At 72.1% G+C, this 23553-nt stretch carries 28 protein-coding genes and 1 riboswitch; of the genes, 11 read left to right on the forward strand and 17 right to left on the reverse strand.

Annotation, left to right across the window (positions count from 1 at the left end; genetic code table 11):
* Positions 1-23 precede the first annotated feature (23 nt).
* The 9 genes from P8R59_RS10930 to P8R59_RS10970 form a co-directional block, all read right to left on the reverse strand.
* On the reverse strand, positions 24-344 hold the full coding sequence (locus P8R59_RS10930; protein ID WP_278101085.1) for a protealysin inhibitor emfourin: 321 nt from the start codon (positions 342-344) through the stop codon (positions 24-26).
* A complete protein-coding gene (locus P8R59_RS10935; RefSeq protein ID WP_278101086.1) occupies positions 331-1389 on the reverse strand; it encodes a M4 family metallopeptidase in 1059 nt (352 codons plus the stop codon). Before P8R59_RS10935 ends, P8R59_RS10930 begins: the two co-directional genes overlap by 14 nt.
* A gap of 51 nt (positions 1390-1440) precedes the next feature.
* Entirely contained in the window at positions 1441-1902 is a 462-nt protein-coding gene (locus P8R59_RS10940; RefSeq protein ID WP_278101087.1) for a hypothetical protein, read from the reverse strand.
* 38 nt (positions 1903-1940) lie between these two features.
* Positions 1941-2744 (reverse strand): ABC transporter ATP-binding protein, encoded by an 804-nt coding sequence (locus tag P8R59_RS10945; RefSeq protein WP_431606891.1) that lies wholly within the window; start codon positions 2742-2744, stop codon positions 1941-1943.
* Positions 2738-3544, reverse strand: a complete 807-nt coding sequence (locus P8R59_RS10950) for an ATP-binding cassette domain-containing protein (protein ID WP_278101089.1) — start codon at positions 3542-3544, stop codon at positions 2738-2740. The genes P8R59_RS10945 and P8R59_RS10950 overlap by 7 nt, the downstream gene beginning before the upstream one ends.
* On the reverse strand, positions 3541-4410 hold the full coding sequence (locus tag P8R59_RS10955; protein WP_278101090.1) for an ABC transporter permease: 870 nt from the start codon (positions 4408-4410) through the stop codon (positions 3541-3543). Before P8R59_RS10955 ends, P8R59_RS10950 begins: the two co-directional genes overlap by 4 nt.
* Complete coding sequence (locus P8R59_RS10960) at positions 4407-5357, reverse strand: ABC transporter permease (protein ID WP_278101091.1); 951 nt, start codon at positions 5355-5357, stop codon at positions 4407-4409. Before P8R59_RS10960 ends, P8R59_RS10955 begins: the two co-directional genes overlap by 4 nt.
* On the reverse strand, positions 5354-6865 hold the full coding sequence (locus P8R59_RS10965; RefSeq protein ID WP_278101092.1) for an ABC transporter substrate-binding protein: 1512 nt from the start codon (positions 6863-6865) through the stop codon (positions 5354-5356). Before P8R59_RS10965 ends, P8R59_RS10960 begins: the two co-directional genes overlap by 4 nt.
* A gap of 136 nt (positions 6866-7001) precedes the next feature.
* Complete coding sequence (locus tag P8R59_RS10970) at positions 7002-7919, reverse strand: alpha/beta fold hydrolase (protein ID WP_278101093.1); 918 nt, start codon at positions 7917-7919, stop codon at positions 7002-7004.
* Between the two features lie 107 nt (positions 7920-8026).
* Here P8R59_RS10970 and P8R59_RS10975 point away from each other — a divergent pair, with 107 nt between their 5' ends.
* The 3 genes from P8R59_RS10975 (at position 8027) to P8R59_RS10985 (ending at position 9800) form a co-directional block, all read left to right on the forward strand.
* Complete coding sequence (locus tag P8R59_RS10975; protein ID WP_278101094.1) at positions 8027-8560, forward strand: carboxymuconolactone decarboxylase family protein; 534 nt, start codon at positions 8027-8029, stop codon at positions 8558-8560.
* Positions 8557-9267, forward strand: coding sequence for a tyrosine-protein phosphatase (locus P8R59_RS10980; protein WP_278101095.1), 711 nt, complete (start codon positions 8557-8559; stop codon positions 9265-9267). The genes P8R59_RS10975 and P8R59_RS10980 overlap by 4 nt, the downstream gene beginning before the upstream one ends.
* A 68-nt stretch (positions 9268-9335) precedes the next feature.
* Positions 9336-9800, forward strand: a complete 465-nt coding sequence (locus P8R59_RS10985; protein ID WP_278101096.1) for an SIP domain-containing protein — start codon at positions 9336-9338, stop codon at positions 9798-9800.
* A gap of 31 nt (positions 9801-9831) precedes the next feature.
* On the opposite strand, the gene P8R59_RS10990 is transcribed toward P8R59_RS10985, so the two are convergent.
* The 4 genes from P8R59_RS10990 to P8R59_RS11005 form a co-directional block, all read right to left on the reverse strand.
* On the reverse strand, positions 9832-10287 hold the full coding sequence (locus P8R59_RS10990; protein ID WP_278101097.1) for a Fe-S oxidoreductase: 456 nt from the start codon (positions 10285-10287) through the stop codon (positions 9832-9834).
* On the reverse strand, positions 10284-11102 hold the full coding sequence (locus tag P8R59_RS10995; RefSeq protein ID WP_278101098.1) for an arginase family protein: 819 nt from the start codon (positions 11100-11102) through the stop codon (positions 10284-10286). The genes P8R59_RS10990 and P8R59_RS10995 overlap by 4 nt, the downstream gene beginning before the upstream one ends.
* A gap of 59 nt (positions 11103-11161) precedes the next feature.
* Positions 11162-11914, reverse strand: coding sequence for a PspA/IM30 family protein (locus P8R59_RS11000; protein ID WP_278101099.1), 753 nt, complete (start codon positions 11912-11914; stop codon positions 11162-11164).
* Between the two features lie 91 nt (positions 11915-12005).
* Positions 12006-14054, reverse strand: a complete 2049-nt coding sequence (locus P8R59_RS11005) for a TPM domain-containing protein (RefSeq protein ID WP_278101100.1) — start codon at positions 14052-14054, stop codon at positions 12006-12008.
* A 123-nt stretch (positions 14055-14177) separates the two neighbouring features.
* On the opposite strand from P8R59_RS11005, the gene P8R59_RS11010 reads away from it, so the two are divergent.
* From P8R59_RS11010 to P8R59_RS11030, 5 genes are all read left to right on the forward strand, one after another.
* Positions 14178-15011 carry a DUF3097 domain-containing protein gene (locus P8R59_RS11010; RefSeq protein ID WP_278101101.1) on the forward strand — a complete coding sequence of 278 codons (834 nt, stop codon included), beginning with the start codon at positions 14178-14180 and terminating at the stop codon, positions 15009-15011.
* Positions 15012-15085: 74 nt separating this feature from the next.
* On the forward strand, positions 15086-15805 hold the full coding sequence (gene trmB / locus P8R59_RS11015) for a tRNA (guanosine(46)-N7)-methyltransferase TrmB (protein ID WP_278101102.1): 720 nt from the start codon (positions 15086-15088) through the stop codon (positions 15803-15805).
* Positions 15802-16674 carry a CPBP family intramembrane glutamic endopeptidase gene (locus P8R59_RS11020; RefSeq protein ID WP_278101103.1) on the forward strand — a complete coding sequence of 291 codons (873 nt, stop codon included), beginning with the start codon at positions 15802-15804 and terminating at the stop codon, positions 16672-16674. Before trmB ends, P8R59_RS11020 begins: the two co-directional genes overlap by 4 nt.
* 56 nt (positions 16675-16730) lie before the next feature.
* Positions 16731-16794, forward strand: a riboswitch (guanidine-III (ykkC-III) riboswitch).
* A 9-nt stretch (positions 16795-16803) separates the two neighbouring features.
* Positions 16804-17127, forward strand: a complete 324-nt coding sequence (locus P8R59_RS11025; RefSeq protein ID WP_077050357.1) for a DMT family transporter — start codon at positions 16804-16806, stop codon at positions 17125-17127.
* Positions 17128-17256: 129 nt separating this feature from the next.
* Positions 17257-18582 carry a mannosyltransferase family protein gene (locus P8R59_RS11030; RefSeq protein ID WP_278101104.1) on the forward strand — a complete coding sequence of 442 codons (1326 nt, stop codon included), beginning with the start codon at positions 17257-17259 and terminating at the stop codon, positions 18580-18582.
* Between the two features lie 67 nt (positions 18583-18649).
* Here the strand turns inward: P8R59_RS11030 and P8R59_RS11035 are convergent, their stop codons facing one another.
* The gene (locus tag P8R59_RS11035) at positions 18650-18925 is read right to left on the reverse strand and encodes a hypothetical protein (RefSeq protein ID WP_278101105.1); all 276 of its coding nucleotides are present in this window, start codon (positions 18923-18925) and stop codon (positions 18650-18652) included.
* 111 nt (positions 18926-19036) lie between these two features.
* Here P8R59_RS11035 and P8R59_RS11040 point away from each other — a divergent pair, with 111 nt between their 5' ends.
* The 3 genes from P8R59_RS11040 (at position 19037) to P8R59_RS11050 (ending at position 22344) form a co-directional block, all read left to right on the forward strand.
* Positions 19037-20218, forward strand: a complete 1182-nt coding sequence (locus tag P8R59_RS11040) for a sensor histidine kinase (protein WP_278101106.1) — start codon at positions 19037-19039, stop codon at positions 20216-20218.
* A gap of 150 nt (positions 20219-20368) precedes the next feature.
* Positions 20369-20872 (forward strand): SRPBCC family protein, encoded by a 504-nt coding sequence (locus P8R59_RS11045; RefSeq protein ID WP_278101107.1) that lies wholly within the window; start codon positions 20369-20371, stop codon positions 20870-20872.
* Positions 20869-22344 (forward strand): phytoene desaturase family protein, encoded by a 1476-nt coding sequence (locus P8R59_RS11050; RefSeq protein ID WP_278101108.1) that lies wholly within the window; start codon positions 20869-20871, stop codon positions 22342-22344. The genes P8R59_RS11045 and P8R59_RS11050 overlap by 4 nt, the downstream gene beginning before the upstream one ends.
* A 51-nt stretch (positions 22345-22395) precedes the next feature.
* Here the strand turns inward: P8R59_RS11050 and P8R59_RS11055 are convergent, their stop codons facing one another.
* From P8R59_RS11055 to P8R59_RS11065, 3 genes are all read right to left on the reverse strand, one after another.
* On the reverse strand, positions 22396-22557 hold the full coding sequence (locus P8R59_RS11055) for a hypothetical protein (RefSeq protein WP_160897473.1): 162 nt from the start codon (positions 22555-22557) through the stop codon (positions 22396-22398).
* Positions 22558-22773: 216 nt separating this feature from the next.
* A complete protein-coding gene (locus tag P8R59_RS11060; RefSeq protein ID WP_077050352.1) occupies positions 22774-23103 on the reverse strand; it encodes a hypothetical protein in 330 nt (109 codons plus the stop codon).
* Between the two features lie 14 nt (positions 23104-23117).
* Positions 23118-23486: a hypothetical protein gene (locus tag P8R59_RS11065; RefSeq protein ID WP_278101109.1), complete on the reverse strand. Its 369-nt coding sequence runs from the start codon at positions 23484-23486 to the stop codon at positions 23118-23120.
* Between the last annotated feature and the right edge of the window lie 67 nt (positions 23487-23553).

The raw sequence follows: 23553 nt of genomic DNA on the forward strand, positions 1-23553 counted from the left end.
TCCGGCCTGTCGGCGCGATCCCGTCAGCGCGGGCGCGACGGCGCCGCGGACTGTCGTACCTCGTCGACGAGCGCGCGCCACGGACCCGCCACCTGCCCGTCGGTCAATTGCGCGCGGTGCACGGCGGAGTCTCCCTCGAGAACCTCGATGCGCCACTGGAACCGGTCGGCGCCACTCGGGGCCGACGGCGACGCGTCCCACGGACACTTCTCCACGAGCTTCCGCCATTGCGGTCGGCGGTCAGGCTCGGGCTCGGTGCGCCACTGCTTCGTCAGACCGGCGATACCGCCCGAGCGCACCACGACGATGACCAACCGGTCGTCCGCGGCCTCACGCTGTGGCATCCTCTGCGACGCCCACCCCGGCCCACGCGGCGCGGACGGCGTCGACCTCCTCCGACTTCTCACCGTACTCCGCGGCCGCGGTGGCGCGCGTGGCCGCGGCGAACGCGGCGAAGTCGGCCGTCGGGGACAGAGTCCCCGAGGTGAGGGTGCGGTACCAGACGAGTCCCGCCCGCTCCCACGCGAACCCGCCCAGCCGCGTGGCGACGAGGAAGAACGCGCGGTTCGGGATGCCGGAGTTGATGTGCACGCCGCCGTTGTCGTCGGAGGTCTCGACGTAGTCGCGCATGTGACCCGGTTGCGGGTCTTTGCCGAGCACGTCGTCATCGTAGGCGGTGCCCGGCGCCGACATCGAGCGCAGGGCCGTGCCCTGGACGGCATCCGTGAAGATGCCCGCGCCGACGAGCCACGTGGCCTCGTCGGCCGTCTGGCCGAGCGCGTGCTGTTCGGCCAACGCACCGAACACGTCGGACAGCGATTCGTTCAGCGCACCCGACTGCCCCTGGTACTCCAGGCCCCCGGCGGCCTCGGTCACCCCGTGACCCAACTCGTGCGCGATGACGCTGAGCGACCGGGTGAACCCGATGAACACGTCGCCGTCGCCGTCGCCGAAGACCATGCGCTCGCCGTTCCAGAACGCGTTGTCGTAGTCCTCGCCGAAGTGGACGGTCGCCAGCAGCGAACCGCCCGCTCCGTCGATGCCGTCGCGCGCGAAGGCGTCCCAGAAGAAGTCGAACGTCGCGCCCAGCCCGTCGTACGCCTCATCGACGGACCGGTCGCCGGTGGGGTCGTCGTCTTCGGTCCGGACGCGGCGGCCGGGCAGCCGTTCGGTGTTCCCGGCGTCGGAGATCACCCGGTCGGGCGCGGGGACGGCCTCGGCCACGAGCGCCCCTTCGTCGATCGAGAGGCGCAGGCGCGTGCGGACGTGGCGCGCCGGGCGCGGAACGGTGAGGGTCTTGCGCGCCGCGGCGGCCGCGCGCGCGAGGCGCGGATCGTCGGTCGAGGCGAGCCGATCGAGGAGGAAGGGGGGAACGATGCCGGGGGTCATGGGGCGAGGCTAACGCGGGCCACCGACACGGGAAATCCCTTGTGGAGAACGTCAGGTGTACGCCTCGGCGTAGAAGGTCGTCACCGGTGCGGAGCGCACGTCGATCCGGACGGACGTGACGCCGGGGAGGGGAGTGCCGCCCTCGCCGAGCTCGACGCGGTGGGGCTGTTCGTCGCACGCGACGTCGGTCTGCACGCCGCGACCGGAGGTCTCGGCGTTGACCTCGATCTCGACGGACGCCGTTCCCCCACCGAAACAGCGGATCTCGGCGGCGCTCAGGGTCATCGGCTGCTCCGACGCGAGGGTGATCCCTTCCCGGCTGCCGCCCACCGCCACCGCCCCGGTCCCGGTGACTCCCCAACCCGAGCCGAGCAGCCCTCGGGCATCCGCCCGCTCGGCCGCGACCTGCGCCAGCCAGTCCTGAGCCGCGGCGTCGTCGATGTCGGCCGGCGCGCAGCCGGCGCCCGTCAGGGCGAGCGCGCACACCGAACCGATGCACAGGAGGCGCTTCATGCGCTCACCCTAGTGCCGCCGTTCCCTCCCCGGTGCCGCTAAGCGGGGGCGCCGGGGAGCGTCGGCACCGAGGCCAGCAGTTGCCGCGTGTACGCGGCCTGGGGTTGCAGGAGCACCTTCTCGGTCGGTCCCTGCTCGACGACCCGCCCGTCCTTCATGACCACGACCTCGTCGCACACGTTCTGGACGACCCCGATGTCGTGCGAGACGAGCACGAGGGTGAGCTGCTGCTCGGCGCGGAGGTCGGCGAGGAGCCGCAGGATCTGCGCGCGCACCGTGACGTCGAGGGCCGACAGCGGCTCGTCGCCGACGAGGATGCGGGGGCGGTGCACGATCGCGCGCGCCAGTGCGATCCGCTGACGCTGACCGCCCGAGAATTGATGCGGGAAGCGGTCGGCGGCATCCGGGTCCAGGCCGACCTGCGCGAGCACGTTACGCACCCGCGCGCGCCGGTCGCCCTCGATCCCGAGCGCCCACAGCGGCTCGCCGACGATGCGCCCGACGCTCATCCGCGGATCCAGCGACGCGTACGGATCCTGGAACACGATCCCGGTGCTGCGCCGCAGCCAGTGCAGCGACCGGGCCGAGCCGCGGGCGTCGACGGCGCGTCCCTCGACCTCGACGGTGCCGGAGGTCGGCGAGTCCAACCCGAGCAGCAGTCGCACGAGCGTGGACTTCCCCGACCCCGATTCGCCGATGATCCCGACGGCGGAGCCCATGCGGACCGAGAGGTCGACGTCCTGCAGTCCCGCGGTGCGCTCGGGGCCGCCGAACCCGCGGGAGCGTGGGGTCAGGTACGTGCGGGAGAGGCCCCGGGCGTGCACGATCACGTCGTTCACGATGCGTCCCCCTCGTCGCGACCGATCTCCGGATGCCACAGCGTCGCGGTCGCGTCCCGCAGCAGCGCCTGGGTCACGGGGGAGGAGGGTGAGCGCAGCAGATCCTCGACGGCACCCTGCTCGACGACGCGCCCGTGCTCGAGGACCACCGCGTGCGTCGCGACCTGCGCGAGGACCGCGAGGTCGTGGGTGATGAAGATCAGCGACATCCCGGCATCCTGGACCAGGGATCGCAGGAGGGTCAGGATGCCGGCCTGGATCGTCACGTCGAGGGCGGTGGTCGGCTCATCGGCGATCAACAGCTGCGGGCGGCACGCGAGCGCCATCGCGATCGCCACGCGCTGGCGTTGGCCGCCCGAGAGCTGATGCGGGTAGCGCCCGACGATGCGCGCGGGGTCGGGGAGGGCGACGCGCTCCGCCTCCGCCACGGCCCGACGCAGCGCCTCGCGTCGCGGGACGCCCTCGTGGATGCGGATGGACTCGCCGATCTGTCGACCGACGGTTCGGATGGGGTTCAGGGCGGTCCGCGGTTCCTGGAAGACGATGCCGATGTCGTCGCCGCGCAGGCGTGCGAGCTCGCGGTCGGGGAGTCCGAGGATCTCGCGGCCGTTCCACCGGATGCTGCCCGTGGCGGTCGCGGCATCCGGGAGCAGGCCGAGCACGGCAAGGGCGGTCAGCGATTTGCCCGAGCCGGATTCGCCGATGAGGCCGACGCGGCCGCCGTCGGGAACGGCGAAGCTCACGCCGTCGACGACCGTGCGTCCGCCGATCTCGATGCGCAGATCGTCGACCTCGAGGCTCACGCGACCACCTCCGGCAGGTGCGTGCGTGCGCGGGGGGTGCGCTCGGCGAGCGTGGGATCGGCGGCCTCGCGAAGCGCGTCGCCGAGGAGATTCAGGCCCAGCACCGTGACCGTGATCGCCAGGCCCGGCCACACCACGGCGAGGGGGTGGACGGAGATGTAGGCCTGCAGATCGCCGAGGAGCACGCCCCAAGAGGGTTGCGTGATCGGGGCGCCGAACCCGAGGTACGACAGACCCGCCTCCGCGAGGACCGCCACGGCCATGCCCCACGACAGCTGCACGATGAACACCGGCGCCACGTTGGGGAGCAGGTGGCGCACGAGGTTCTGCACGGGGGTCAGGCCGCTCGCCCGACCCGCCACGACGAAGTCGCTCTGCAGCACCCGCCGGAGTTCCGGCCGGGTCACGCGGGCGATGTTCACGCCGAAGCCGATGCCGACCGACCAGATCACGACGGCGAGCGAGCCGCCCCAGACCGCGCTGATCATCATGGCGATGATCAGCACCGGGAAGGCGACGAGGATGTCGACGAGCACCGCGACGCTCTCGCGCACCCAGCGCGTCGTCAGGGCCCCGAGCGCCGCGAGAACGAGCCCGAGCAGCGAGGCGACGATCCCCGCGCTTACGGCGACGACGACGGTCGTGCGGGCGCCCGCCATGAGCAGGCTCAGGATGTCGCGGCCGTTCCCGTCCGTGCCGAGGAGGTGCGGCCACGACGGGTCGCTCCAGCGTGCGCGGGCGTCGACGCTCGCGGGATCGAACGGCGTCCAGAACAGCGACACGAGCGCCGTGAGCGCGATGACGACGACGACCAGGATGCCGAAGCGTCCCGTGCCGATGCTCCACAACCGGCGCAGGGCGCTCACGCGGCCTCCCTCTGGCGGGGGTCCAGGAAGCGGTGCACCAGATCGACCAGGAACCCGACGACGAGCACGAAGCCGGTGAGGGCGAGCAGTTCGCCCTGGACCTTCGGGAGGTCCCGGGCGGAGACGTCGGCGACCAGCATCCGACCGATCCCGGGGAGGGTGAACAGCTGCTCGATCACGACCGCACCGACGATGATGCCGGCGATCTGCAGCCCCAGGACGGTGACGACCGAGAGGCCGACGTTGGGGAGCCCGTGAGAGAGGAGCGCCCGTGTGCGGGTGAGACCCTTCGCGGCCGCCGTGCGGACGTAGTCCTGCCCCACGGCCTGCAGGGTGGCGCTCCGGACGAATCGCAGGAGCATGGCACCCTCGACGACGCCGATGGTGACGGCGGGGAGCACGAGCGCCCGGAACGCGGCCGACGGATCGTGCCACCCCCCGCGCGGGAAGCCCTGCGGGGGGAGCCAACCGAGCCACACGGCGAACACGACGACGAGCATCATGCCCGCCCACACCACGGGGACGGCGGCGAGGGCCTGTGCCCCGACGCTCAGCGCGGTCCCGTCGGCCCGACCGCGTCGGAGCGCCGACAGCACGCCGAACGGCAGACCGATCGCCAGGGCGACCGTCAGCGACATCGCGGCCAGCGGAACCGTGACCCGCGCCTTGTCGGCCAGCTCGGTCGCCACGGGGACGCCCGTGACCAGGGACGTGCCGAGGTCGCCGCGCAGGACCCCGCCGATCCAGTCGAAATACTGCTGCCACAGCGGTCGGGTCAGCCCGAGGCTCTCGCGCAGGGCCGCGATCTGCTCCGGCGAGGCCTGCGTGCCGCCGATGAGCAGGGCGACGTCACCCGGCAGCACACGCAGGGAGGCGAAGATCAGCACGCTCGACACGGCCAGGCCCAGAACGAGAAGGCCCAGCCGTGTCAGCGTGTAGCGGATCACTCCGACGAGACCGTCACACCGGCCAGCGGCAGGCGCACGTTGAGGGAGTTCTTCGGGAAGTTCGCGACGTTGTTCGCGACGGCCGTGAGCGGGGTCGAGAGGAACAGCCAGTCGGCGGCATCCTCGTCGGAGACGATGCGCGCGGCCTCGGCGAGGTAGTCGGAAGACTGCTGCTCGTCGGTGGTCGCGAGGGACTGCGCGTACAGGCTCTGCACCTTCGGGTTGTCGTAGCCGAAGTAGTACGACGGGTTGGCGAAGTTGCCGAAATCGCGCGCCTCCACGTGCCGGACGAAGCTGAGGTCGTAGTCGTGGTTGGTGTAGACGTTCGTCAGCCAGGTCGGGAAGTCCACCGACGAGACCTTCAGCGTCACCCCCACATCGGCGAAGGACGATACGAGGAACGTGGCGATCGAGGACGGGTACACGCTCGGGATGGTGAGGGTGAGGGTCAGGTTCTCCGCTCCGGCCTCGGCGAGGAGTTCGCGCGCGCGGTCGGGGTTGTACGAGATGCTGCCGGAGAGGTCTTCGTACCCCGGGTCGAGGGGCGGGATCGGGCCGTACAGCGGCTGCCCTCCGCCGAGGGTGTCGATGAGCGCCTGGTGGTCGATCGCCAGGCGCAACGCTTCGCGGACGCGCTGGTCGTTCAGGGGTGCGCGGGCGTTGTTGAACGCGAGCGTGCCCTTGTCGGTGGTCAGGCCCGACTCGATCTGGAAGCGGCCCGTGCCGGTGATCTGCCCCTGCAGCTCCGGATCGACCTCGAGCGCCGCGTCGAGATCGCCGTTGACGGCGGCGTTGACCGCGGCGGTGCGATCGGGGATGTAGTCGATCACGACCTCGGCCACGCCGGCCTTGTCGCCCCAGTAGGAGTCGTTGCGGGCGAGGGTGAGACTCTGGCCCGTGTTCCACGCCGACACGGTGAAGGGGCCGGTCCCGTTGGTCGTCGTCTCGAAGTTCGTCGTGTCGTTGTTCTTGAAGATCAGACCCGCGCGGCCCGTGAGGGCGAACAGGAAGTCGATGTTCGGCTGGCTGAGCGTCACGACGACCGTGGTCGGGTCGGGCGAGGAGATGGATGCCACTCCGGCCAGGTCGGCGCTGTTCTGGATGGTGGCGTCGTCCTTGGCGGTCTGCAGCGAGGACACGACGTCGTCGGCGGTCATCGCGGTGCCGTCGTGGAACGTGACGCCCTGGCGGAGCGTGAAGGTGTAGGTGAGCCCGTCGGGGGAGATGGTCCAGTCGGTGGCGAGTTCGGGGACGATGGCGTTGCCGTCGTCGCCGTTGCGGGTCACGAGGCCCTGGTAGACGTTGTCGATGAGCGCCTGCTCGAGGGCGGCGCCGCTGGTGCGCCGGATGTCGAGGTTCGACGGTTCGAGGGAGAGGCCGACGGTCAGCGTGGCGTTCGGGTCGGGCGCGCCGGTCGGGCCGGGCGTGGTCGATGTGCCGGTGCACGAGGTGAACAGGAGTGCTCCGAGGAGGAGCGCGCTCGTGGCGACGGCGGTTCGGCGCAGCATTGCGGGGTTGTCCTTTCGCAAGGCCCACGGCATCCGGGTGCGGTGCTGCCGTGGAGTGGGGTGAGGAAAGCCTACTTTCACCCGGCGCGCGCGACGCCGACCATGACATCGGGCGACGCCGCCCGGCCGTGGGGCGTCACGCCGCCGCGAGGGTCTCGCGCAGGAGCGAGGCGAGGCCCGCGGGGTCTTCCTCCTGCACGTTGTGCGCCGTCGGGACGACCCGTACCCGCGCATCCGAGGCGCGACGGACGAGCTCGTCCGCGTCGTCGGCACTGACGAAGCCGCGATCCGCGCGGACGAACACGATCGGCGCGCGGACGGCGGCGATGTCGTCCCACCCGGTCGACGCGAGCACCGCGCGCACAGCATCCGGCGTCGCCGTGTCCGCCCCCGCCGCGGCGGCGGCAGCGGCGAGGTGGGCGAAGTGGTGCTTCCACTCGATGCGACCGTCGGGGCGGACCCGGGTGTTGAGGAACACCCCGCGCTCGGCGGCGGGACGCGCGCCGCCCAGGCCGAACGCCAGGGCCTTGTCGACCAGTTCGTCGCGGCTCGCCCAGTCGGTCGGACCCGCGAAGAAGGCGCGCAGCTGCGCCGGGCCGCCGCTCGGGTCGATCCCGGGCGTGATGTCGACGATCACGACCGTGTCCACGAGGTCGGGGCGGGATGCCGCGAGGGCCGCGGCCGTGAGGCCGCCCAGCGAGTGCCCGACGAGGACCTGCGGCCCGTCCGTCCACGTCTCGAGAGCGGTGGCGACGTCGGGTGCGAGGACTCGGCCCACGTACGCCGCGTCCTCCCGCCACGACGAGTCCCCGTGGCCGGCGAGGTCGAGTGCGAGCGCCGGGACCCCCAGGTGCAGCAGCGTGGTGTCCCAGGTGTGGGCGTTCAACCCCGCCCCGTGCAGGAGCGTCACGCGGGGGGATCCCTCGCCCCAGCGCACGCCGCTGAGCGCGCGTCCGTCCGGGAGGGTCAGTCCGACGCGCTCGACGCGCGGGACGTCGACGCCGGCGGCGGCGGCCTGAGCGGGCAGGAAGGAGAACTCGTCGGTCTCGGGCATGACGCCAGCCTGTCACCGGCCGCCTCGGGGTCGCCAGCGGGCGGACTCCGACGGTCACATGCCGCCCCGCCCGACCCGGCATCCGGGGTCGGCCGTAGGCTGTCGCCATGGGCGAAGAACGACGCGTGCACCTGTCGAAGAGTGCTCCCGAGGCGTACGCCGCGCTGCGGTCCTTCTCGAAGGTCGTGGGCGGGATCGCGGCCGCTGCCGGGATCGATGCGCGCCTGCGCGAGATCGTGCAGATCCACGCTTCTCAGCTCAACGGCTGCGCCTACTGCGTCCGCGTGCACGTGGACGGGGCGGTCAAGGCCGGGGTCGATGCCGATGTCATCGCGCAGATCGCGACCTGGCGCGAGTCCGGCGTCTTCGACGAACGCGAGCGTGCGGCGCTGGAGCTGACCGAGTCGTTCACGTTCATCCACGAGGAGGGCATCGCCGACGAGGTCTACGACCGTGCGGGCGGCATCCTGAGCCAGGACGAGTACGTCGCCCTCAGCTGGATCCTGGTCGCCATCAACGCGTTCAACCGCGTGGCGATCGCCGGACGCTATCCGGTGCCTCCCCGCGGCTCGGGGGCGACGCCGGGCGACGGCGCCCCGCCGCCGGCCACGGCCGGACACGACCACGGAGGCGCCGCATGAGCTCGCTCGTGTCGGGTGCGACCAACTTCCGCGATGTCGGCGGTCTGCCCGCCGGTGCCGGGCGCAGCCGCCCCGGGGTGCTCTACCGGTCGGGCAACCTCGTGCACGTCGACGACGACGGCCTGCGCGCGATGGACGACCTGGGGCTGCGCCGCATCATCGACCTCCGCGACGATGCCGAGGTGCACTACGCGCCGAGCCGCATCGACGGACTCGACCTCGAGGTGCAGCGCGTTCCGCTCTTCCTCGGGTCGGTGGAGTCGTTCTTCGAGCGCGACGTCAGCCTCGGCGAGCTGTACGCCGAACTGGTCGAGGGCTCGGCCGCGCGCATCGTCGAGGCGGTGCGGGGGATCATCGACACCCAGCCCGTCCTCATCCACTGCACCGTCGGGAAGGACCGCACGGGAGTCACCGTCGCGATCGCGCTCGCCGCAGCGGGGGTCGACCGTGACGCCGTGATCGACGACTACGCGCGCACCGAGGGGCTGCTCCCCGCCGAGCGAAACCGCCAGGTGCTCGCCGGCATCCGGGCGCTGCACCCCGAGAACCGGCACGCGGAGGAGCTCGCCACCCGCTCGCCGGCCCCCGTGATGCGCGGCCTGCTCGAACGGCTCGACACGGAGTACGGCTCGCCGGCCGGCTTCCTCCTGTCCCACGGCCTCACCGACGCTGAGCTCGATCGTCTGCGGGCGGCCCTGATCGAGTGATGCTCGGCTCATCCTGGGCCGCTACACAGGTTAGGCAACCCTTCATCGCGGGTATAGTGGATGCCATCATGTCCACGCCCGCCGAGCACAACGACGCCGCCTGCCGCGCCTCGCGCCACACGCGCGTGCAGCACCTCATCACGGCCGACGAGACCTCCCTCGCCGAGCTGGAGGCATTGCTGTCGACGTTGCCGATCTGCTCCACCGGACGCCTCTTCGTCGAGGTTCCCGACGCGTCGTGGATCACGCCGATCGCCGCTCCCGCCCGGATGACGGTGACGTGGCTCGACCGCTCCCGGCGCGGCGGTGCTCCCGGCACCGGTCGCGCGTGTGCGCCGGGCGAGGCCCTGACGCGCGCGGTCGCCGGGTGGGCCGGCGAGATGCTGTGCTGCGACGACGACGCCACGCGCATCTTCCTGCTGGGCGGCTACCTCGGCACCGCCGAGATCGTCGACGAACTGACCTCGCGCCACGGCGTGGAGGCGGCGGCCATCCACACGCCCGAGCGCTTCGGGATCACCACCGCCCGCTGAGGCGGCGGTCACGTGCCCGCTGAGGCGGCGGTCACGCTCCGCGCGGGACGTAGTTCCCCTCGACGAGGCCGGCCTCGATCTCGAATCGGTTGCGCAGCGGGTCGCGGCCCGCGAGGAAGTACAGCAGCGGCATGAGGAAGCCGTAGCGGCGCCACTGGCGCACGTGGACGGCTTCGTGCCCGAGGACGGCGTCGGTGGGCGGGACGTCGCCGGTGAGGAAGCAGTCGCCCACGCACACGCCGCCGCGCGGGAACGCCCACGGCGGGAGCCCGCGGAACACCCAGAGCCCGTTCCGGCGCTCGATGCGGCCCGTGCTCCACAGCGACCCCCACACCCAGCCCACCGTGCGGCCGTACCAGAATCCGGCACGGCTGATCGGCGAGTCCAGGAGCACCGGCGGGATGAGGCGGTCGATCCGGCGGCCCCGGGCGACCGCCCGGTCGGCGCGTTCGCGCCAGCCCGCCGGCGGGCGGGGGAGCGGGCTCACGCGAGCGCTCCGACCAGGCGCAGGATCGTCCCGAGGTCGTCGACGGCCGCCGCGGGCGACGAGGGCGAGAACTCGGTGATCGTGGCACCCGCGAGGGGCACCCGTTCGCGCAGCCGGCGGATGGATGCTGCGACGTCGGCTGCGGCCGCACCGAAGGGCTCGGCGAAGGACACCCCCGTGATCTCGGAGGGGTCCAGCGCATCGAGGTCGACGTGCACGTGGACGCGCGCGGCGCCGGTCGACACGACCGCTTCGGCGAGGGCATCGGGATCGGATAGCGCGGATGCCGGGATCACGCGGATGCCGTGCTCGTCGATGAACCGTTGCTCCTCGGCATCCAGAGAACGGGTGGCGGCGAGCACGACACGGGACGAAGGGATGCCGGGGTCGAGTCGGAGAGGGTCGACGCCGTCGCCGAGGATCGCGCGCAGGACCATGCCGTGGAAGGCCCCGCTCGGCGAGGACTCGGGGGTGTTGAGGTCGGCGTGCGCGTCGATCCAGACGATCGCGAGGTCGTCGCCGGCGACCGCGGACACCGCGCCGAGCGCGACACCGCAGTCGCCCCCGACGGTGACGGCGTGCTCGCCGGGTGCCGCCGACGCGACGGCGTCGGAGATGCGCTCGCGCATGCGCGCGAGAGCGCTCGCTCGCAGCACCGCGGTCCCCTGCGCGTCGCCCGCCTCGGTGGGGGCGTCGAGGGCGATCGTGGCCGCTCGGGGCAGGTCGCCCGCGATCGCTTCGGCGCCGTCGATGAGTTGCATCGCGCGGGACGACGACGATCCCTGCCACTGCGGGGCGATGACGAAACGCGTCATGACATGCCTGTCGGGTAGGGGAGCGCACCGCCCGCGGGGCCGGTGCGCTCCCGGGTCGATCAGAGGTCGGGGCTCGGGGCGTCGATCGCGGCGCGCTGGGGGCCGCCGGTCTTGAGCGCGGCCAGGCGCGCCTCGACCTCGGTCAGCTCGCCCACGTCTTCGAGCGCGTTGAACTGCGCGTCGATGCTCGACGCCGCCAGCTCCTGCTTGCCGGCGGCGAGAGCCTCCTCGCGACGGATCTTGTCTTCGAAACGACCGAGCTCGCTGGTCGGGTCGAGGACGTCGATCGACTTGACCGCGTCGTGGACCTTGTTCTGGGCTTCGGCGACCTTGGCGCGGGCGAGCAGCTCGCTGCGCTTGGACCTCAGCTGCTCGAGCTTGGTCTTCATGCCGTTCAGGCCGTCCTTGAGCTTGTCGACGACCTCGGTCTGCGAGGCGATGGTGGGCTCGGCGGCCTTGGCTTCGCTTTCGGCGGTGATCTGCCGCTGCAGCGCGATCTTGGCGAGGTTGTCGAACTTGTCGGCCTCGCCGACGTTGCCGGCGGCGCGCAGTTCGTCGCCCTTGCGGCTGGCGGCGAGGGCCTTGTTGCCCCACTCCGCCGCGGCCTGGACGTCTTCCTGGTGGTCGCGCTCGAGCAGGCGCAGGTTGCCGATGGTCTCGGCGATCGCGGACTCGGCGTCGGCGATCGAGTTGGAGTAGTCGCGGACGAGCTGATCGAGCATCTTCTGCGGGTCCTCGGCCTGGTCGAGGAGCGCATTGATGTTCGCGCGGACGAGGGTCGAGATCCGACCGAAGATGGACTGCTTGGCCATGCGGGATTTCCTTCCTGAGGCGACCCTGTCGAGTCTGGTGCCGATTTCTACGAGTTTTCTGTGACGGCCGTCGCGGGCCGGGTGCGGGGCGTCAGAAGCGGCCCCCTCCGCGTCGCGAACGCGATCCCGCCGAGGATCCGCCCGAGCGGCCTCGGGACCCGCCGGAGCGCGAGCCGCCGCCCCCGCCGCCCCCGAGTCCGCCCATTCCTCCGAGCATGCCGCCGAGGCCGCCGAGCCCGCCGCCGCCGAACCCTCCGCGCGAGCGCGAGCCCCCGCCGAGGATCGCGTTGACGGCGATGCCCCCGAGGATCGCGCCCATCATGTCGCCGCCGCCGCCCCCGCCGCGGTTCCCGGCGAAGGCTCCGACGTCGTTCTGGGCGAGCGAGGAGGCCTGGCCGGCGAGGTCGGCGGCGCGCTGAGCGGCCTGGAGGGCGGATGCGGGGTCGGCCGCGCGCAGCTGCTCGGCCTGGACGAGGGCGGCGCCGGCCTCGGCCAGTCGGGTGCGTGCGGTCGGTCCGACCGCGCCGCGGCGCGCGGAGATGAAGTCCTCCGTCGCCGAGACCTGGGCGCGCGCCTGCACGAGGACGCTGTCCAGCTGCGAGGAGGCGCGGCGGCGCCTCTCGGCCTCGTCGTGCGCGGCGCTGAGGACCGCGTCGATCGCGGTGTTGCCCTGCTCGAGCGCGGCGAGTGCGCGGAGGGGTGCGGTGCGCGGGGGAGCGAGGGCGGCGCGCCCGGCGTCGAGATGGGCGCGCGCGGTGGCGACGGCGCCCGCGATGCGCCCGTCGGGATCGGGCAGGGCTGCCGCGGCGACGAGGTCGCCCTCGATCTCGGCGATGAGGTCGGCGGCACGGCGCTCGGCGGTCGAGAGGTCGGCGGCCAGCGAGGCGACGGCTTTCTCCAGACCTTCGGCCTGGGCGACCGCGGCTTCGCCGCCGCGGATCGCGACGGCGGCCTCCCCGGTGGATCCCGAGGCGATCGCCTGATCCGCCGTCGAGAACTGCCGGGCGGCGAGGTCGAGCCGGTCGCGCGCCTGCGCCGCGTTGTCGGCCACGGTGGCGAGCGCCTCGTCGGCGTAGCGTTCGCGGAGGGCCGCGAGATCGCGTGCGGTCCCGTCCACCGCCGCGGTCGCGGCGGTGTGCCGCTCACGGGCCCGGGCCACGGCCCCGGGGGCGTCGGATTCGAGGGCGCGGAGCTGATCGAACGCGGCGGCCCTGGCATCCAGCGACTCGTCCGCCGTCGCGCACAGGCGCAGGATCTCGACGTAGCCTGCCCGTCGCTGTTCCGGGGTCTCGGGCACATCGTCGTCGAGCTGCTGCGAGATGGTGAAAGCGCGGTCGAGGTCGGCTTTCGCCTGTGCGAGCGCCTCGGCGAACGGAGTGGCGGCTTCGTCGCCGAACTGGGCGCGCGCGAACCCGAGTTCCTGCTCGCTGGCTTTGATCGCGTCGTCGGTGGCGACGAGCGCCGATCCGGCGCGGCGCGAGAGGTCGTCGAGGCTTTCACCCGCCGCCGGCGCACCGGCGGTGGCGGAGCGTCGACGGCGCAGCCACAGCCACAGCAGTCCGCCGCCGAGCGCGAGCACGAGGAACACCACGAGCGCGATGAGCGCGATGTCCGGTCCCCCTCCGGCCGGGGTGGGCGGAGTGGGCTTCGTGCCCTGCGCCGCGGCCGTGATCCCGGTGGCCGCAGCGTCGGCGGCTCCGGCCCAGTCGCCCGCCGACAGCGCGGGCTGCACGCGCTCCTGCTCGATCGCGGCCAGTTGATCGGCGGTCAGCGTCCCGTCGTCGACATCGCCCGAGAGGTAGTAGGCGCGACCGTCGACCGATACCGCGAGGAGGTACTGGTGGGGGCCGAGGCTGTTGCGGTTGGCGGTCTCATTGGCCCAGTCCGCGGCCGAGGTCGGCTCGGTGAAGTCGTCGACGAAGACGACCCACAGGTCGAGCCCGGTCTGCTCCGAGAGTCGCAGCAGTCGCGATTGCACCTCGGCCTCTTGCGCGTTGGTCAGCACGTCGGCCTGGTCGAGCACGTAGCTCGATCCGAGCGGCGGGGGCGGCACGGCCCACACCGGTGCCGCCAGACCGAGGACGGACACCGCCGCGACTACGAGACCCGCCATGATCGCAGCCGTCTTCGGCTTTCGCATGCATACCCCTTCGGCGCTGAGGCCCCCACTCTATAAAGGCCCCCGGACACGCGGGAAGGCTCGGCGCGTCCGCCCTGAGCGCACGCGCGCGGCGCATAGGCTCGGGCGTTCGGAGGTACCCCCATGGACGATCGCTACGGCACCGATGTGCTCGCCCGCGGCTGGCGCGACGCCGGGCGCAAGAAGGCGGCCGAGGTCGCGGCATCCGTCGATCTCGTCGTCGAGGTCGCCGGCGACGGATTCTGCGGAGCGGTGACCCGCCTCGACGGCATGCACGTCGAGCTCGAGGACCGCCTCGGCCGATGCCGCCTGTTCCCTCTCGGGGGCGGGTTCCTCGTCGACGGCGAGCCCGTCGTGCTCGTCGCGCCCGCGGCGGCGCCGAAGGGTCGCACCCGGACGGCGTCCGGGTCGTTCGCCGCTCCCGACCAGCGGGCCCGTACGGCGCGGGCGAGCCGCATCCTCGTCGAGGGCAAGCACGACGCCGAACTGGTCGAGAAGGTGTGGGGGGCCGACCTCCGCGCCGAGGGCGTCGTCGTCGAGTTCCTCGAGGGCGTCGACCTTCTCGAACAGACCCTGGATGCCGAGCCCCCGACGGCCGAGCGTCGATACGGCGTTCTCGTCGACCACCTCGTGCCGCACTCGAAGGAGTCGCGGATCGCCGAGAAGATCGCGCGGGGCCGCCACGGCGCCCACGTCCGGATCGTCGGCCATCCCTTCGTCGACGTCTGGCAGTGCGTCACACCGCGTGCGCTCGGGATCGCGGCGTGGCCCCAGGTGCCGCGCGACGTCGAATGGAAGGTCGGCGTCTGCCGCGCGCTCGGCTGGCCGGCCGAGGAGCAGGCCGACCTCGCCCGCGCGTGGCAGCACATCCTGTCGCGCGTGACGACCTTCCGCGACCTCGAACCGGCCCTGCTCGGCCGCGTCGAGGAACTGATCGACTTCGTGACCGTCCCGTGAGCGGCCGGAAGCCCCGCGACCAGTCGCGTGACGGGCAGAGCGAGCCCGAGGACGGCTCGCCTACCCTGGATGCCATGGAGACCCCCGTCTACCGAGATCGCCCGGTGTCGTTCGTCCGGCGCAGCGGGCGGATGTCCGAGGCGCAGGACCGCGCGTGGGCCGAGCTGTCGCCGTTCTACCTGCTGTCGGTGGAGCGGGATGCCGCGGCCACCAGCGTCCGGCCCGGAACGGCGGTCGACCCGGCCGAGGTCTACGGGCGTCGCGCGCCGCTGATCGTCGAGATCGGCTCGGGCCAGGGCCACCAGATCGTGTCGGCGGCCGCCGCGCATCCCGACGCAGATTTCCTCGCCGTGGAGGTGTTCTCCGCGGGACTCGCGCGCACCATGCTCGATGCGGACCGCGCCGGCGTCCGCAACCTGCGTCTGGTCGAGGCCAACGCCCCCGAGGTGCTGGAGCACCTGCTGCCGGCGGCATCCGTCGACGAGCTGTGGGTGTTCTTCCCCGATCCCTGGCACAAGAAGAAGCACACCAAGCGTCGACTCGTCGCGCCCGAGTTCGCGCGCGTCGCCGCGCAGGCGCTGCGGCCCGGGGGGACCCTCCGCCTCGCCACCGACTGGCAGGACTACGCCGATCAGATGCGCGCCGTGCTCGACGCCGCGCCCGCCTTCGAACGGGCTTTCGCGGGGGAGTGGGCCGAGCGGTTCGACGGTCGCGTCCTGACCGCCTTCGAGCGCAAGGGCATCCGCGTCGGTCGCGACATCCGCGACCTCACCTACACCCGCGCCACGCCATGACCGCCCACGCCGCCGCACCCGAGCGCGTCCGCCGCACGTGGACGCCCGCGCTCGTGCCGGCGGCGCTGGTGTGCCTGGCCGCGCCCGTGCTGTTCGTCGCTCAGGTCGTGTGGCTCGGCTGGATCGTGCTGGCGGTCGCCGTGGCATCCGCGGTCCTGGTCGACCTCCGCGCGGGGACGCCGATCGTTCCGGCACCGCGTTCGGCGCCCGTCCCGAGCCTCGCCCGCGACGTCTTCCTGGTGGCGCTCGGTCAGTTCGTCGTGAGTCTCATCCCCCTCCACGCCGAGCTCGACGACGCCGCCTTCGTGCGATTCACACTCGGCCTCGGCGGGGCTGTCGTCCTGCCCTACGTCCTCTCGCGGTTCCTCTTCCGGGATCGGGCGATCCGGTTCCCCTGGCGCGGCGGTGGGCGATGGGCGTGGTGGCAGTGGGCCTGGCTCGCGGGCGTGATCGTGCTGGGATGGCTGATCCTGCCGCTCTACTTCGTGACCTCGGGCGTCTACATGAACTGGCCCGTCGTGGACACTCCGGAGCTGATCGGTCGACTGTTCGTCGGTGTCGGGGCGGTGGGAATCTGGGACGAGTTGTTCTTCGTGTGCACGGTGTTCGTGCTGCTGCGGCGCCACCTTCCCGACCTGACGGCGAACCTGCTGCAGGCGATCGTCTTCGTCTCGTTCCTGTGGGAGCTCGGCTATCAGGCGTGGGGACCCGTGTTGACGATCCCGTTCGCGCTCGTGCAGGGCTTCCTCTTCCTGCGCACGCGCTCGCTCTGGTACATCGTCACCGTGCACCTGCTCTTCGACGCCGTCGTCTTCGGCGTTCTCGTCCACGCCCACAACCCCGGCCTGGTGTCGATCTTCCTCGTCTGACCGGACGGACGGATGCCGTGCACGGCCGCTGCTCAGGGGCGATTGCTACCGTGTGGAACGCGTGCGAACGGCACCACCGGACGAGGGATCAGTACCCGGACTGCGACAAGACTGGCCGAGGAGTTCGTCATGTCGTGGATCGTTCTGGCCGTCTCCGGCGTCCTGGAAGCGGTGTGGGCCACAGCGCTCGGCCGGTCGGAGGGCTTCACCAAGCTCTGGCCGAGCGTCGTGTTCGCCGTCGCGCTGGTGGCCAGCATGGGCGGGCTCGCGTGGGCGATGAGAGAGATCCCGACGGGGACGGCGTACGCGGTCTGGGTCGGGATCGGAGCGGCGCTCACCGTGGTCGTCGCCATGGTCGGGGGAGCGGAGCCGGTATCGGTGGTGAAGATCCTGCTGATCCTGGGTCTCGTCGGCTGCGTGGTGGGCCTGAAGATCGTCAGTGACACCCACTGATCAGGGCATTTCCTGAATGTCAACCGTGAAGGCCGTTCGCATGCATCCGGTACGCTCTGGGCGAATGCACTTGTCCGGGCCGGACACCGTCGTCAGCAGCCCACTTCCTCCCTGTGTGAAAGGTTCCGAGTGAGCGCACCGCCGAGCGAGCTGGTCCCCACGGTACGACCCGCCCCCACCGACGATCGCCTCGCGCCGCTGCGTGCGGGTGGACGTCGTGTGCTCGACTCCCGTCTCGGGCAGGCCCTGCGCCGCTACGGCGAGGATGTGCTGCGCGCCCCGCAGGGCGTCGAGCCGATCGAGCGCGGCGCGTTCACGCGCGTGCTGCTGCTGTGGGCGATCGCGCGCGTGGTGAACTTCGGCCTGCTCTGGGGTTTCTACTCGATCGCGAAGGCGGCGCGCTGGGGCTTCGGACCCGACAGCGAGCGGCTCGGGACCTTCTTCGACTACCTCACCGGCTGGGATGCCGACCGCTACGGTCAGATCGCGGCGCAGGGCTATCCGATGTCGCTGCCGATGAACGTGTCGGGCGACATCCTTCCCAACAACTGGGCGTTCCTCCCCGTCTTCCCGTTCCTCGTGCGCACCCTCTCGGGGGCGACGGGGCTCGGGTGGCAGCCGGTCGCCGTCCTGATCAGCCTCGCCGCGAGCCTGGGCGCCACGTGGGTGCTGTTCCGCCTGATGCGCACCGTCACGAAGCCGCGCGCCGCGTGGTGGTCCGTCGTGTTCTTCTCGTTCGCGCCGATGTCGTTCCTCTTCGCGCTCGGCTACAGCGAGGGCCTGTTCATGCTGCTGGTGTTCAGCGGCATGCTCCTGGCCATCCAGCGGAAGTACCTGTGGATCCTGCCGCTCGGGCTGATCGCGGCGTACACGCGCCCCGGCGTGCTGGCCTTCGGCCTCGCTCTCGGCATCCTGTTCCTGGTGCGGTTCTTCCGCCGGCGGGTCGATCCCTTCCCCGTGCGCGAGTGGGCGTCCCTCATGGCGACCGGGCTCACCATCGCGGTTGCGGGTCTGTCGTGGAGCCACATCGCCCAGGACGTCACCGGAACCAAGAACGCGTACATCCGTACCGAGCTGGGCTGGTGGCTGGACTACGTCGGCAACGACGACTTCATGCCGTTCACCCCGTGGTTCCGTCAGGCGGGCACCCACCTCGGTGTGGTGGGCATCATCCTGGTCGTCGCCCTGATCGTGGCGTTCGCCGCCCTGTTGTGGTCGCGTCCCGTGCGCCGCCTCGGCCTCATGGTCGTCGCCTACACCTTCAGCTACGGCGTGTACATCTTCGCCGTCTTCCTCCCGCAGCAGAGCACGTTCCGCCTGCTCATGCCGATGGCGCCGATCCTCGGCGACGATCGGCTGTCGTCGACCCCCCGCCGTCGCACCGCGATCCTCGTCGGATGCCTGGTCCTGCAGGCCGTGGCGATCCTGCTGCTGTGGACGCGCGGCAACCCGTGATCCCACGGGCATGACGAAGGGGCGGGCACACGTGTGCCCGCCCCTTCGTCGTCCGGTCGCGGCGACCTCAGTCGGGACGGCCGCCCGGGTCGACGGCATCCACCACGTCCTGTTCGACGTCGTTGTCCGCCTCGAGCTCGGCGGTCCCCGTCGGTCCGTCGACCTCGTCGGCCCCGGAGGGGTCGGGGGAGGGCTCGGGCGGGAGAGGCACCGTCGGCTCGTCCGGGGTCGGGGCCAGGGGTTCTGCCGGGAAGTCGGGCGACGGTTCCCCCGGGATGGTGGGGAGGTCCGGCGTGCCGGGGGCGGTGGGCGGGTCCATGGGTTCAGGGGTGGGGAGAGTCATGGGTCCAGCGTTCGCGGTGTGCGGGTGTCCCGCGAGGGCCTACCGATCCGCGGCGCCAGGGTGTAGCGGCAGGGATAGGCTCGTGCGGGGAGCCGATCGCGAGGGGATGCCGTGTCCACAGCCCACGAGGTGACGCGCCGCGAAGCCATCGACCAGTACCGCATCGTCGGGGCGCTGCCCGAACCGGATCTCCAGGGGCTGGTCGAGTTGGCGGCGACCATCTGCGGCGTGTCGACCGCCGTCATCAACATCATCGACGACCGCGCCCAGCACCAGGTCGCCGCCGTGGGAGTGCAGGCGGCATCCTGTTCCGTCGAGGACTCGATGTGCGCCGCGGTGCTCATCGACCCGGGCCGCGTGGTCGTGCCCGATGCGCGCGAAGACCCGCGGTTCCGCGACAACGCGTTCGTCACCGGCGTGATCGCCTCCGTGCGCTTCTACGCGTCCAGTCCGCTCATCACCCCGTCGGGCGTCGCGATCGGCACGCTGTGCGTGTTCGACGACGAGGTCGGTGACCTGACGGATGCCGACGCGCGCGCGCTCGACCTGCTGGCGCACCAGGTCATCGACGTCCTCGAGCTCCGGCGCCTCACCCGCGGTCTCGCGGAGTCGAACACGCGGCTCGAGCAGTTCGCGACCCAGGTGAGCCACGATCTGCGCAACCCGCTGACCGCGCTGTCGGGGTTCCTGGAGCTCGCGGCGGACAGCCCCGAGATGATCGACGCCCCGCGAGCGTCGCGCTCTCTCGCGCGCGCCGAGGCCGCGGCCTCGAGGATGACCTCGATGGTGACCGATCTGCTCGACTTCGCCCGCATGGGGGGAGCGCGGCCGCGCTTCGGCAACGTCGACGTCGGCGAGATCGTCGACGAGGTGCTGGAGGACCTGGACGGTGCGGTGGTGGGTGCGGGCGCCGAGGTCGTCGTCGACGCGTCGATGCTCATCCGCGCCGACGACACGCTTCTGCGCGTCCTCCTGCAGAACCTCATCGCGAACGCCGTGAAATTCACGGTCGCGGCGGGCCGCGAGCCGCGCGTCTTCGTCACCGTGCAGGAGCTGCCGGACGGGTGGCGCCTCCTGGTGGACGACAACGGCGACGCGGTCGACCCGGCGCTCCGCGACCGCATGTTCGAGCCGATGCAGCGCGGACACGACGCGGAGGTCCCGGGGTTGGGCATCGGGTTGGCGACCTGCCGGCGGATCGCGCACGCCCACGGCGGACACATCGGACTCGAGCGGTCGCCCGCCGGGGGGACGCGGGCCTGGGTCGTGCTCCCTTCCGACGTCGCGGCCTGACCGGCGGGCCGGGTGCGCCTAATGGTCGCGGTGCGCCTGCGCAACCACCGTGACCGGCGGGGGCGGCGACCCGTAGCGTTGTCGGCATCCGGTCGGGAGTCCGGGCCCCGGCCGAACACCCCCCGGCCGACGACCAGGAGGTGCTCCCCGATGGCCCGCAACGTGCGACTGCTGCACTGCACGCCCGACGACGTCTTCCGTGTGCTCGCGAACGGCTGGCTGTATCCGCTGTGGGTGGTAGGGGCGTCGCGCATGCGCGACGTGTCGGACGAGTGGCCGAACGAGGGGGCCGAACTCCACCACTCCTTCGGCTCGTGGCCCGCGCTCGTCAACGACACGACGGTGATGCGCGTCTGGGATCCGCCTCGACGCGCGGTGCTCGAGCCGCACGGCGGACCGATCGGCATCGCGCGCGTGGCCGTCGACGTCAAGCCGCGCGGCGATGCGTGCGTCGTCCGACTCCAGGAGGAGCCCGTGACCGGGCCCACCACGCTCCTCCCCGACGTGGTGTTCGACGCCATCACGCGCTGGCGCAACGCCGAGACCCTGCACCGTCTCGCCTACCTCGCCGAGGGCGGCGCGCCGGGGACCACCGGGGGAGCGGCCGCCATCGGCCATGCCTCCACCGCCGAGAAGGAACCGGTCCGGCGATGAGCGAGCGATACGACGCGATCGTGGTCGGATCGGGGCCCAACGGCCTCGCGGCCGCCGTCACCCTCGCGCGGTCCGGTCTGTCGGTGGCCCTGTACGAGCGGCAGGCGTCGCTCGGCGGCGCGTCATCGACCGGCGAGCTCACGCTGCCCGGCTTCCACCACGACCTCGGATCGGCGGTGCATCCGCTCGCTCTCGAGTCGTGGTTCTTCCGGGAGTTCGGTCTGGAGCGACGCGTGCCGTTGGTCGTCCCGGAGGTCTCGTTCGCCCACCCGCTGGACGGCGGGCGAGCGGGCCTCGCCTACCGCGACCTGAACCGCGCGGCGGAGGCCATCGGCCGCGACGGGGCGGCCTACGCCCGCCTCATGGGACCGCTCGTCGCGCACCTCCGCGGAATCGCCGACTTCACCGGCAACGCCCTGCTCCGCATCCCGGGCGATCCCCTCGCGGCCTTCCTCTTCGCCATCCGCTCGCTCGAACAGGGTGGGCCCTGGTGGAACGCGCGATTCCGCGAGGAGGTCGCGCCCGCGCTGATCTCCGGGGTGTCCGCGCACTCGATCCTCGCGCAGCCGAGCCTCCCGGCCGGGGGTGCCGGCCTGGTGCTGCAGACCTACGCGCACGGCCGCGGATGGCCGATCCCCGTCGGGGGCAGTCAGGCGATCGCCGACGCCATGGTCGCCGACCTCCGTGCGCACGGCGGTGTCGTCAACACGGGCGTCGACATCACCGACCTCCGTCAGCTTCCGGCCGCACGGGCTGTTCTCCTGGACATCACGCCGCGCGCCCTGGTGGGCCTCGCCGGAGAACGGATGCCGGCCGGCTACCGCCGCGCGCTCGAGCGGTTCCGCTATGGCGGGGGAGTGGCGAAGATCGACTTCGCCCTGTCGGAGCCCGTGCCGTGGGCCGACCCGGACGTCGCGCTGGCGGGAACGGTGCACGTCGGCGGGACGCGATCGGAGATCGCTGCCGCGGAGAACGCGGTCGTGCGGGGAGAGCTCCCGGACGCCCCGTACGTTCTGGTGTCGCAGCCGTCGCTGTTCGACGCGACGCGCGCGCCCGAGGGGCGTCATGTGCTGTGGGCGTACACGCACGTGCCGGCCGGCAACACGGCCGACCGCGAGGCGGCGGTCGTCGCGCAGATCGAGCGCTTCGCGCCGGGCTTCCGCGACACGGTCCTCGCGACGTCCTCGCGCACCGCCGTCGACATCGCGTCGTGGAACCCCAACTTCCCGGGCGGTGACATCTCGGCCGGTGCGCCGTCGCTGCTGCAGCTGGTCGGGCGTCCCGTGTACAGCCCCGAACCGTGGCGCACTCCGATCCCGGGGGTCTACCTGTGCTCGTCCTCGACGAGTCCCGGACCCGGTGTGCACGGCCTCGCCGGGTGGCAGGCGGCGCTCAGCGCGCTCCGCCACGAGTTCGGCACGCGCCTGCGCCCCGACCTCGCCCCGCGCCCCGACCAGCTCGCAACCGCCTAGGCGGGCGCGGGCGGAGGCAGCGTCTACGCGGCCGGGCCGTGCGGCGGCGGGTCAGCCGATCTCGCCCGTGGGCGAGGCGTCGGTGTCCGCTGCGTCGTCGGCGTCGTGCTGGGCCGCAGCGCCCTCTTCCGGTGATTCCGATCCGGCGCCGGAGGATCCGGTGTCGGGCGCGGCGTCGTCCTCGGGACGATCGGATGCGGTGTGGTCGGTCATGGAGACTCCCCTCGTCAGCGCCGGAGATCGGCGACTTGCGCGACGGTGCCACACGTGCGGCGCGGTGTCCAGGGGGTGGTGGAGCAGAGGTCGCGCGTGGCGTCGAGACCGGGTCGCATCAGATGGGGGAGACGCCGTAGCGTTCCGCGAACTCGGCGCGAGCGGCATCCTCGACGTCGTCGGCCTCGTCGCGGAGGTCGACGACCGGTGCGGCAATCACAGGTACGGCGCGAGCGCGCCGGCGGTGAGGGCGAAGGCGAGCGCGGCGCTGCCGGCGGCGGTGGCCAGGACGACGGTGGCGCGCTCGGCGCGGAGCCGTCGCGCCGTGTTGACCGGGTCGGTGGTCGATCGCAGCGACGCCTTGGCGCCGTCGAGCGTGTCGTAGCGACCGATCGGGACTCCGTGAGCGTCCCGCGAGACGAACCCCCCGGACACGCTGTCCACACACCCGAAATACTCGCCGCCGCGGTGTGCGACCCAGAAGCCGGAGTCGACCTTGGCCCAGAGAACCCGCACGCCCGTGCGCGGAGCGACGACCGTCGTCATGCGTGTCTCCATCCTCAGGCCGCCGTTCGCAGCGTCGACCGGCGGGGTGCAGGGGCGGAAGTGCGCACCGGCGCGGCCGTCGCGGGGATCTCGGCGTCGAGGGCGACCATGAGGCCGGCCGAGGAGTTGGCCATGTCCGCCATGTCCTTGAGCGTCTGAGCGTTCAGCTGCTCCGGTTCCGCGCTGTCGAAGACGAAGCGCAGGGGGATCGCCGGCTGCAGCCACAGGGTGGAACGACCGGGGGCGCCGTCGACGTGGGTCCAGCTCACGGTGAAGCTTTCGCTGCGGCGGAGCTTGGTGGCGACGACCACCTTGAGGTGCGACAGGAGGCGATCCGGGATGCGGATGGGCTCGGGCGTCGTGCCGTAGTAGAGGTGACCCATGGGGGACTCCCTTCGTTGGTTTAGCTGCATGAAGAACATACTCGCTTAGTAACTAGTTTGTCGAACT

Source organism: Microbacterium proteolyticum, from assembly GCF_029639405.1.
Taxonomy (GTDB): Bacteria; Actinomycetota; Actinomycetes; order Actinomycetales; family Microbacteriaceae; genus Microbacterium.

Coding starts and splice junctions, on each gene's coding strand:
- P8R59_RS10930 (WP_278101085.1), bottom strand. CDS start 344: ATGCCACAGCGTGAGGCCGCGGACGACCGGTTGGTCATCGTCGTGGTG.
- P8R59_RS10935 (WP_278101086.1), bottom strand. CDS start 1,389: ATGACCCCCGGCATCGTTCCCCCCTTCCTCCTCGATCGGCTCGCCTCG.
- P8R59_RS10940 (WP_278101087.1), bottom strand. CDS start 1,902: ATGAAGCGCCTCCTGTGCATCGGTTCGGTGTGCGCGCTCGCCCTGACG.
- P8R59_RS10965 (WP_278101092.1), bottom strand. CDS start 6,865: ATGCTGCGCCGAACCGCCGTCGCCACGAGCGCGCTCCTCCTCGGAGCA.
- P8R59_RS10970 (WP_278101093.1), bottom strand. CDS start 7,919: ATGCCCGAGACCGACGAGTTCTCCTTCCTGCCCGCTCAGGCCGCCGCC.
- P8R59_RS10975 (WP_278101094.1), top strand. CDS start 8,027: ATGGGCGAAGAACGACGCGTGCACCTGTCGAAGAGTGCTCCCGAGGCG.
- P8R59_RS10980 (WP_278101095.1), top strand. CDS start 8,557: ATGAGCTCGCTCGTGTCGGGTGCGACCAACTTCCGCGATGTCGGCGGT.
- P8R59_RS10985 (WP_278101096.1), top strand. CDS start 9,336: ATGTCCACGCCCGCCGAGCACAACGACGCCGCCTGCCGCGCCTCGCGC.
- P8R59_RS10995 (WP_278101098.1), bottom strand. CDS start 11,102: ATGACGCGTTTCGTCATCGCCCCGCAGTGGCAGGGATCGTCGTCGTCC.
- P8R59_RS11000 (WP_278101099.1), bottom strand. CDS start 11,914: ATGGCCAAGCAGTCCATCTTCGGTCGGATCTCGACCCTCGTCCGCGCG.
- P8R59_RS11005 (WP_278101100.1), bottom strand. CDS start 14,054: ATGCGAAAGCCGAAGACGGCTGCGATCATGGCGGGTCTCGTAGTCGCG.
- P8R59_RS11010 (WP_278101101.1), top strand. CDS start 14,178: ATGGACGATCGCTACGGCACCGATGTGCTCGCCCGCGGCTGGCGCGAC.
- trmB (WP_278101102.1), top strand. CDS start 15,086: ATGGAGACCCCCGTCTACCGAGATCGCCCGGTGTCGTTCGTCCGGCGC.
- P8R59_RS11020 (WP_278101103.1), top strand. CDS start 15,802: ATGACCGCCCACGCCGCCGCACCCGAGCGCGTCCGCCGCACGTGGACG.
- P8R59_RS11025 (WP_077050357.1), top strand. CDS start 16,804: ATGTCGTGGATCGTTCTGGCCGTCTCCGGCGTCCTGGAAGCGGTGTGG.
- P8R59_RS11035 (WP_278101105.1), bottom strand. CDS start 18,925: ATGACTCTCCCCACCCCTGAACCCATGGACCCGCCCACCGCCCCCGGC.
- P8R59_RS11045 (WP_278101107.1), top strand. CDS start 20,369: ATGGCCCGCAACGTGCGACTGCTGCACTGCACGCCCGACGACGTCTTC.
- P8R59_RS11050 (WP_278101108.1), top strand. CDS start 20,869: ATGAGCGAGCGATACGACGCGATCGTGGTCGGATCGGGGCCCAACGGC.
- P8R59_RS11055 (WP_160897473.1), bottom strand. CDS start 22,557: ATGACCGACCACACCGCATCCGATCGTCCCGAGGACGACGCCGCGCCC.
- P8R59_RS11060 (WP_077050352.1), bottom strand. CDS start 23,103: ATGACGACGGTCGTCGCTCCGCGCACGGGCGTGCGGGTTCTCTGGGCC.
- P8R59_RS11065 (WP_278101109.1), bottom strand. CDS start 23,486: ATGGGTCACCTCTACTACGGCACGACGCCCGAGCCCATCCGCATCCCG.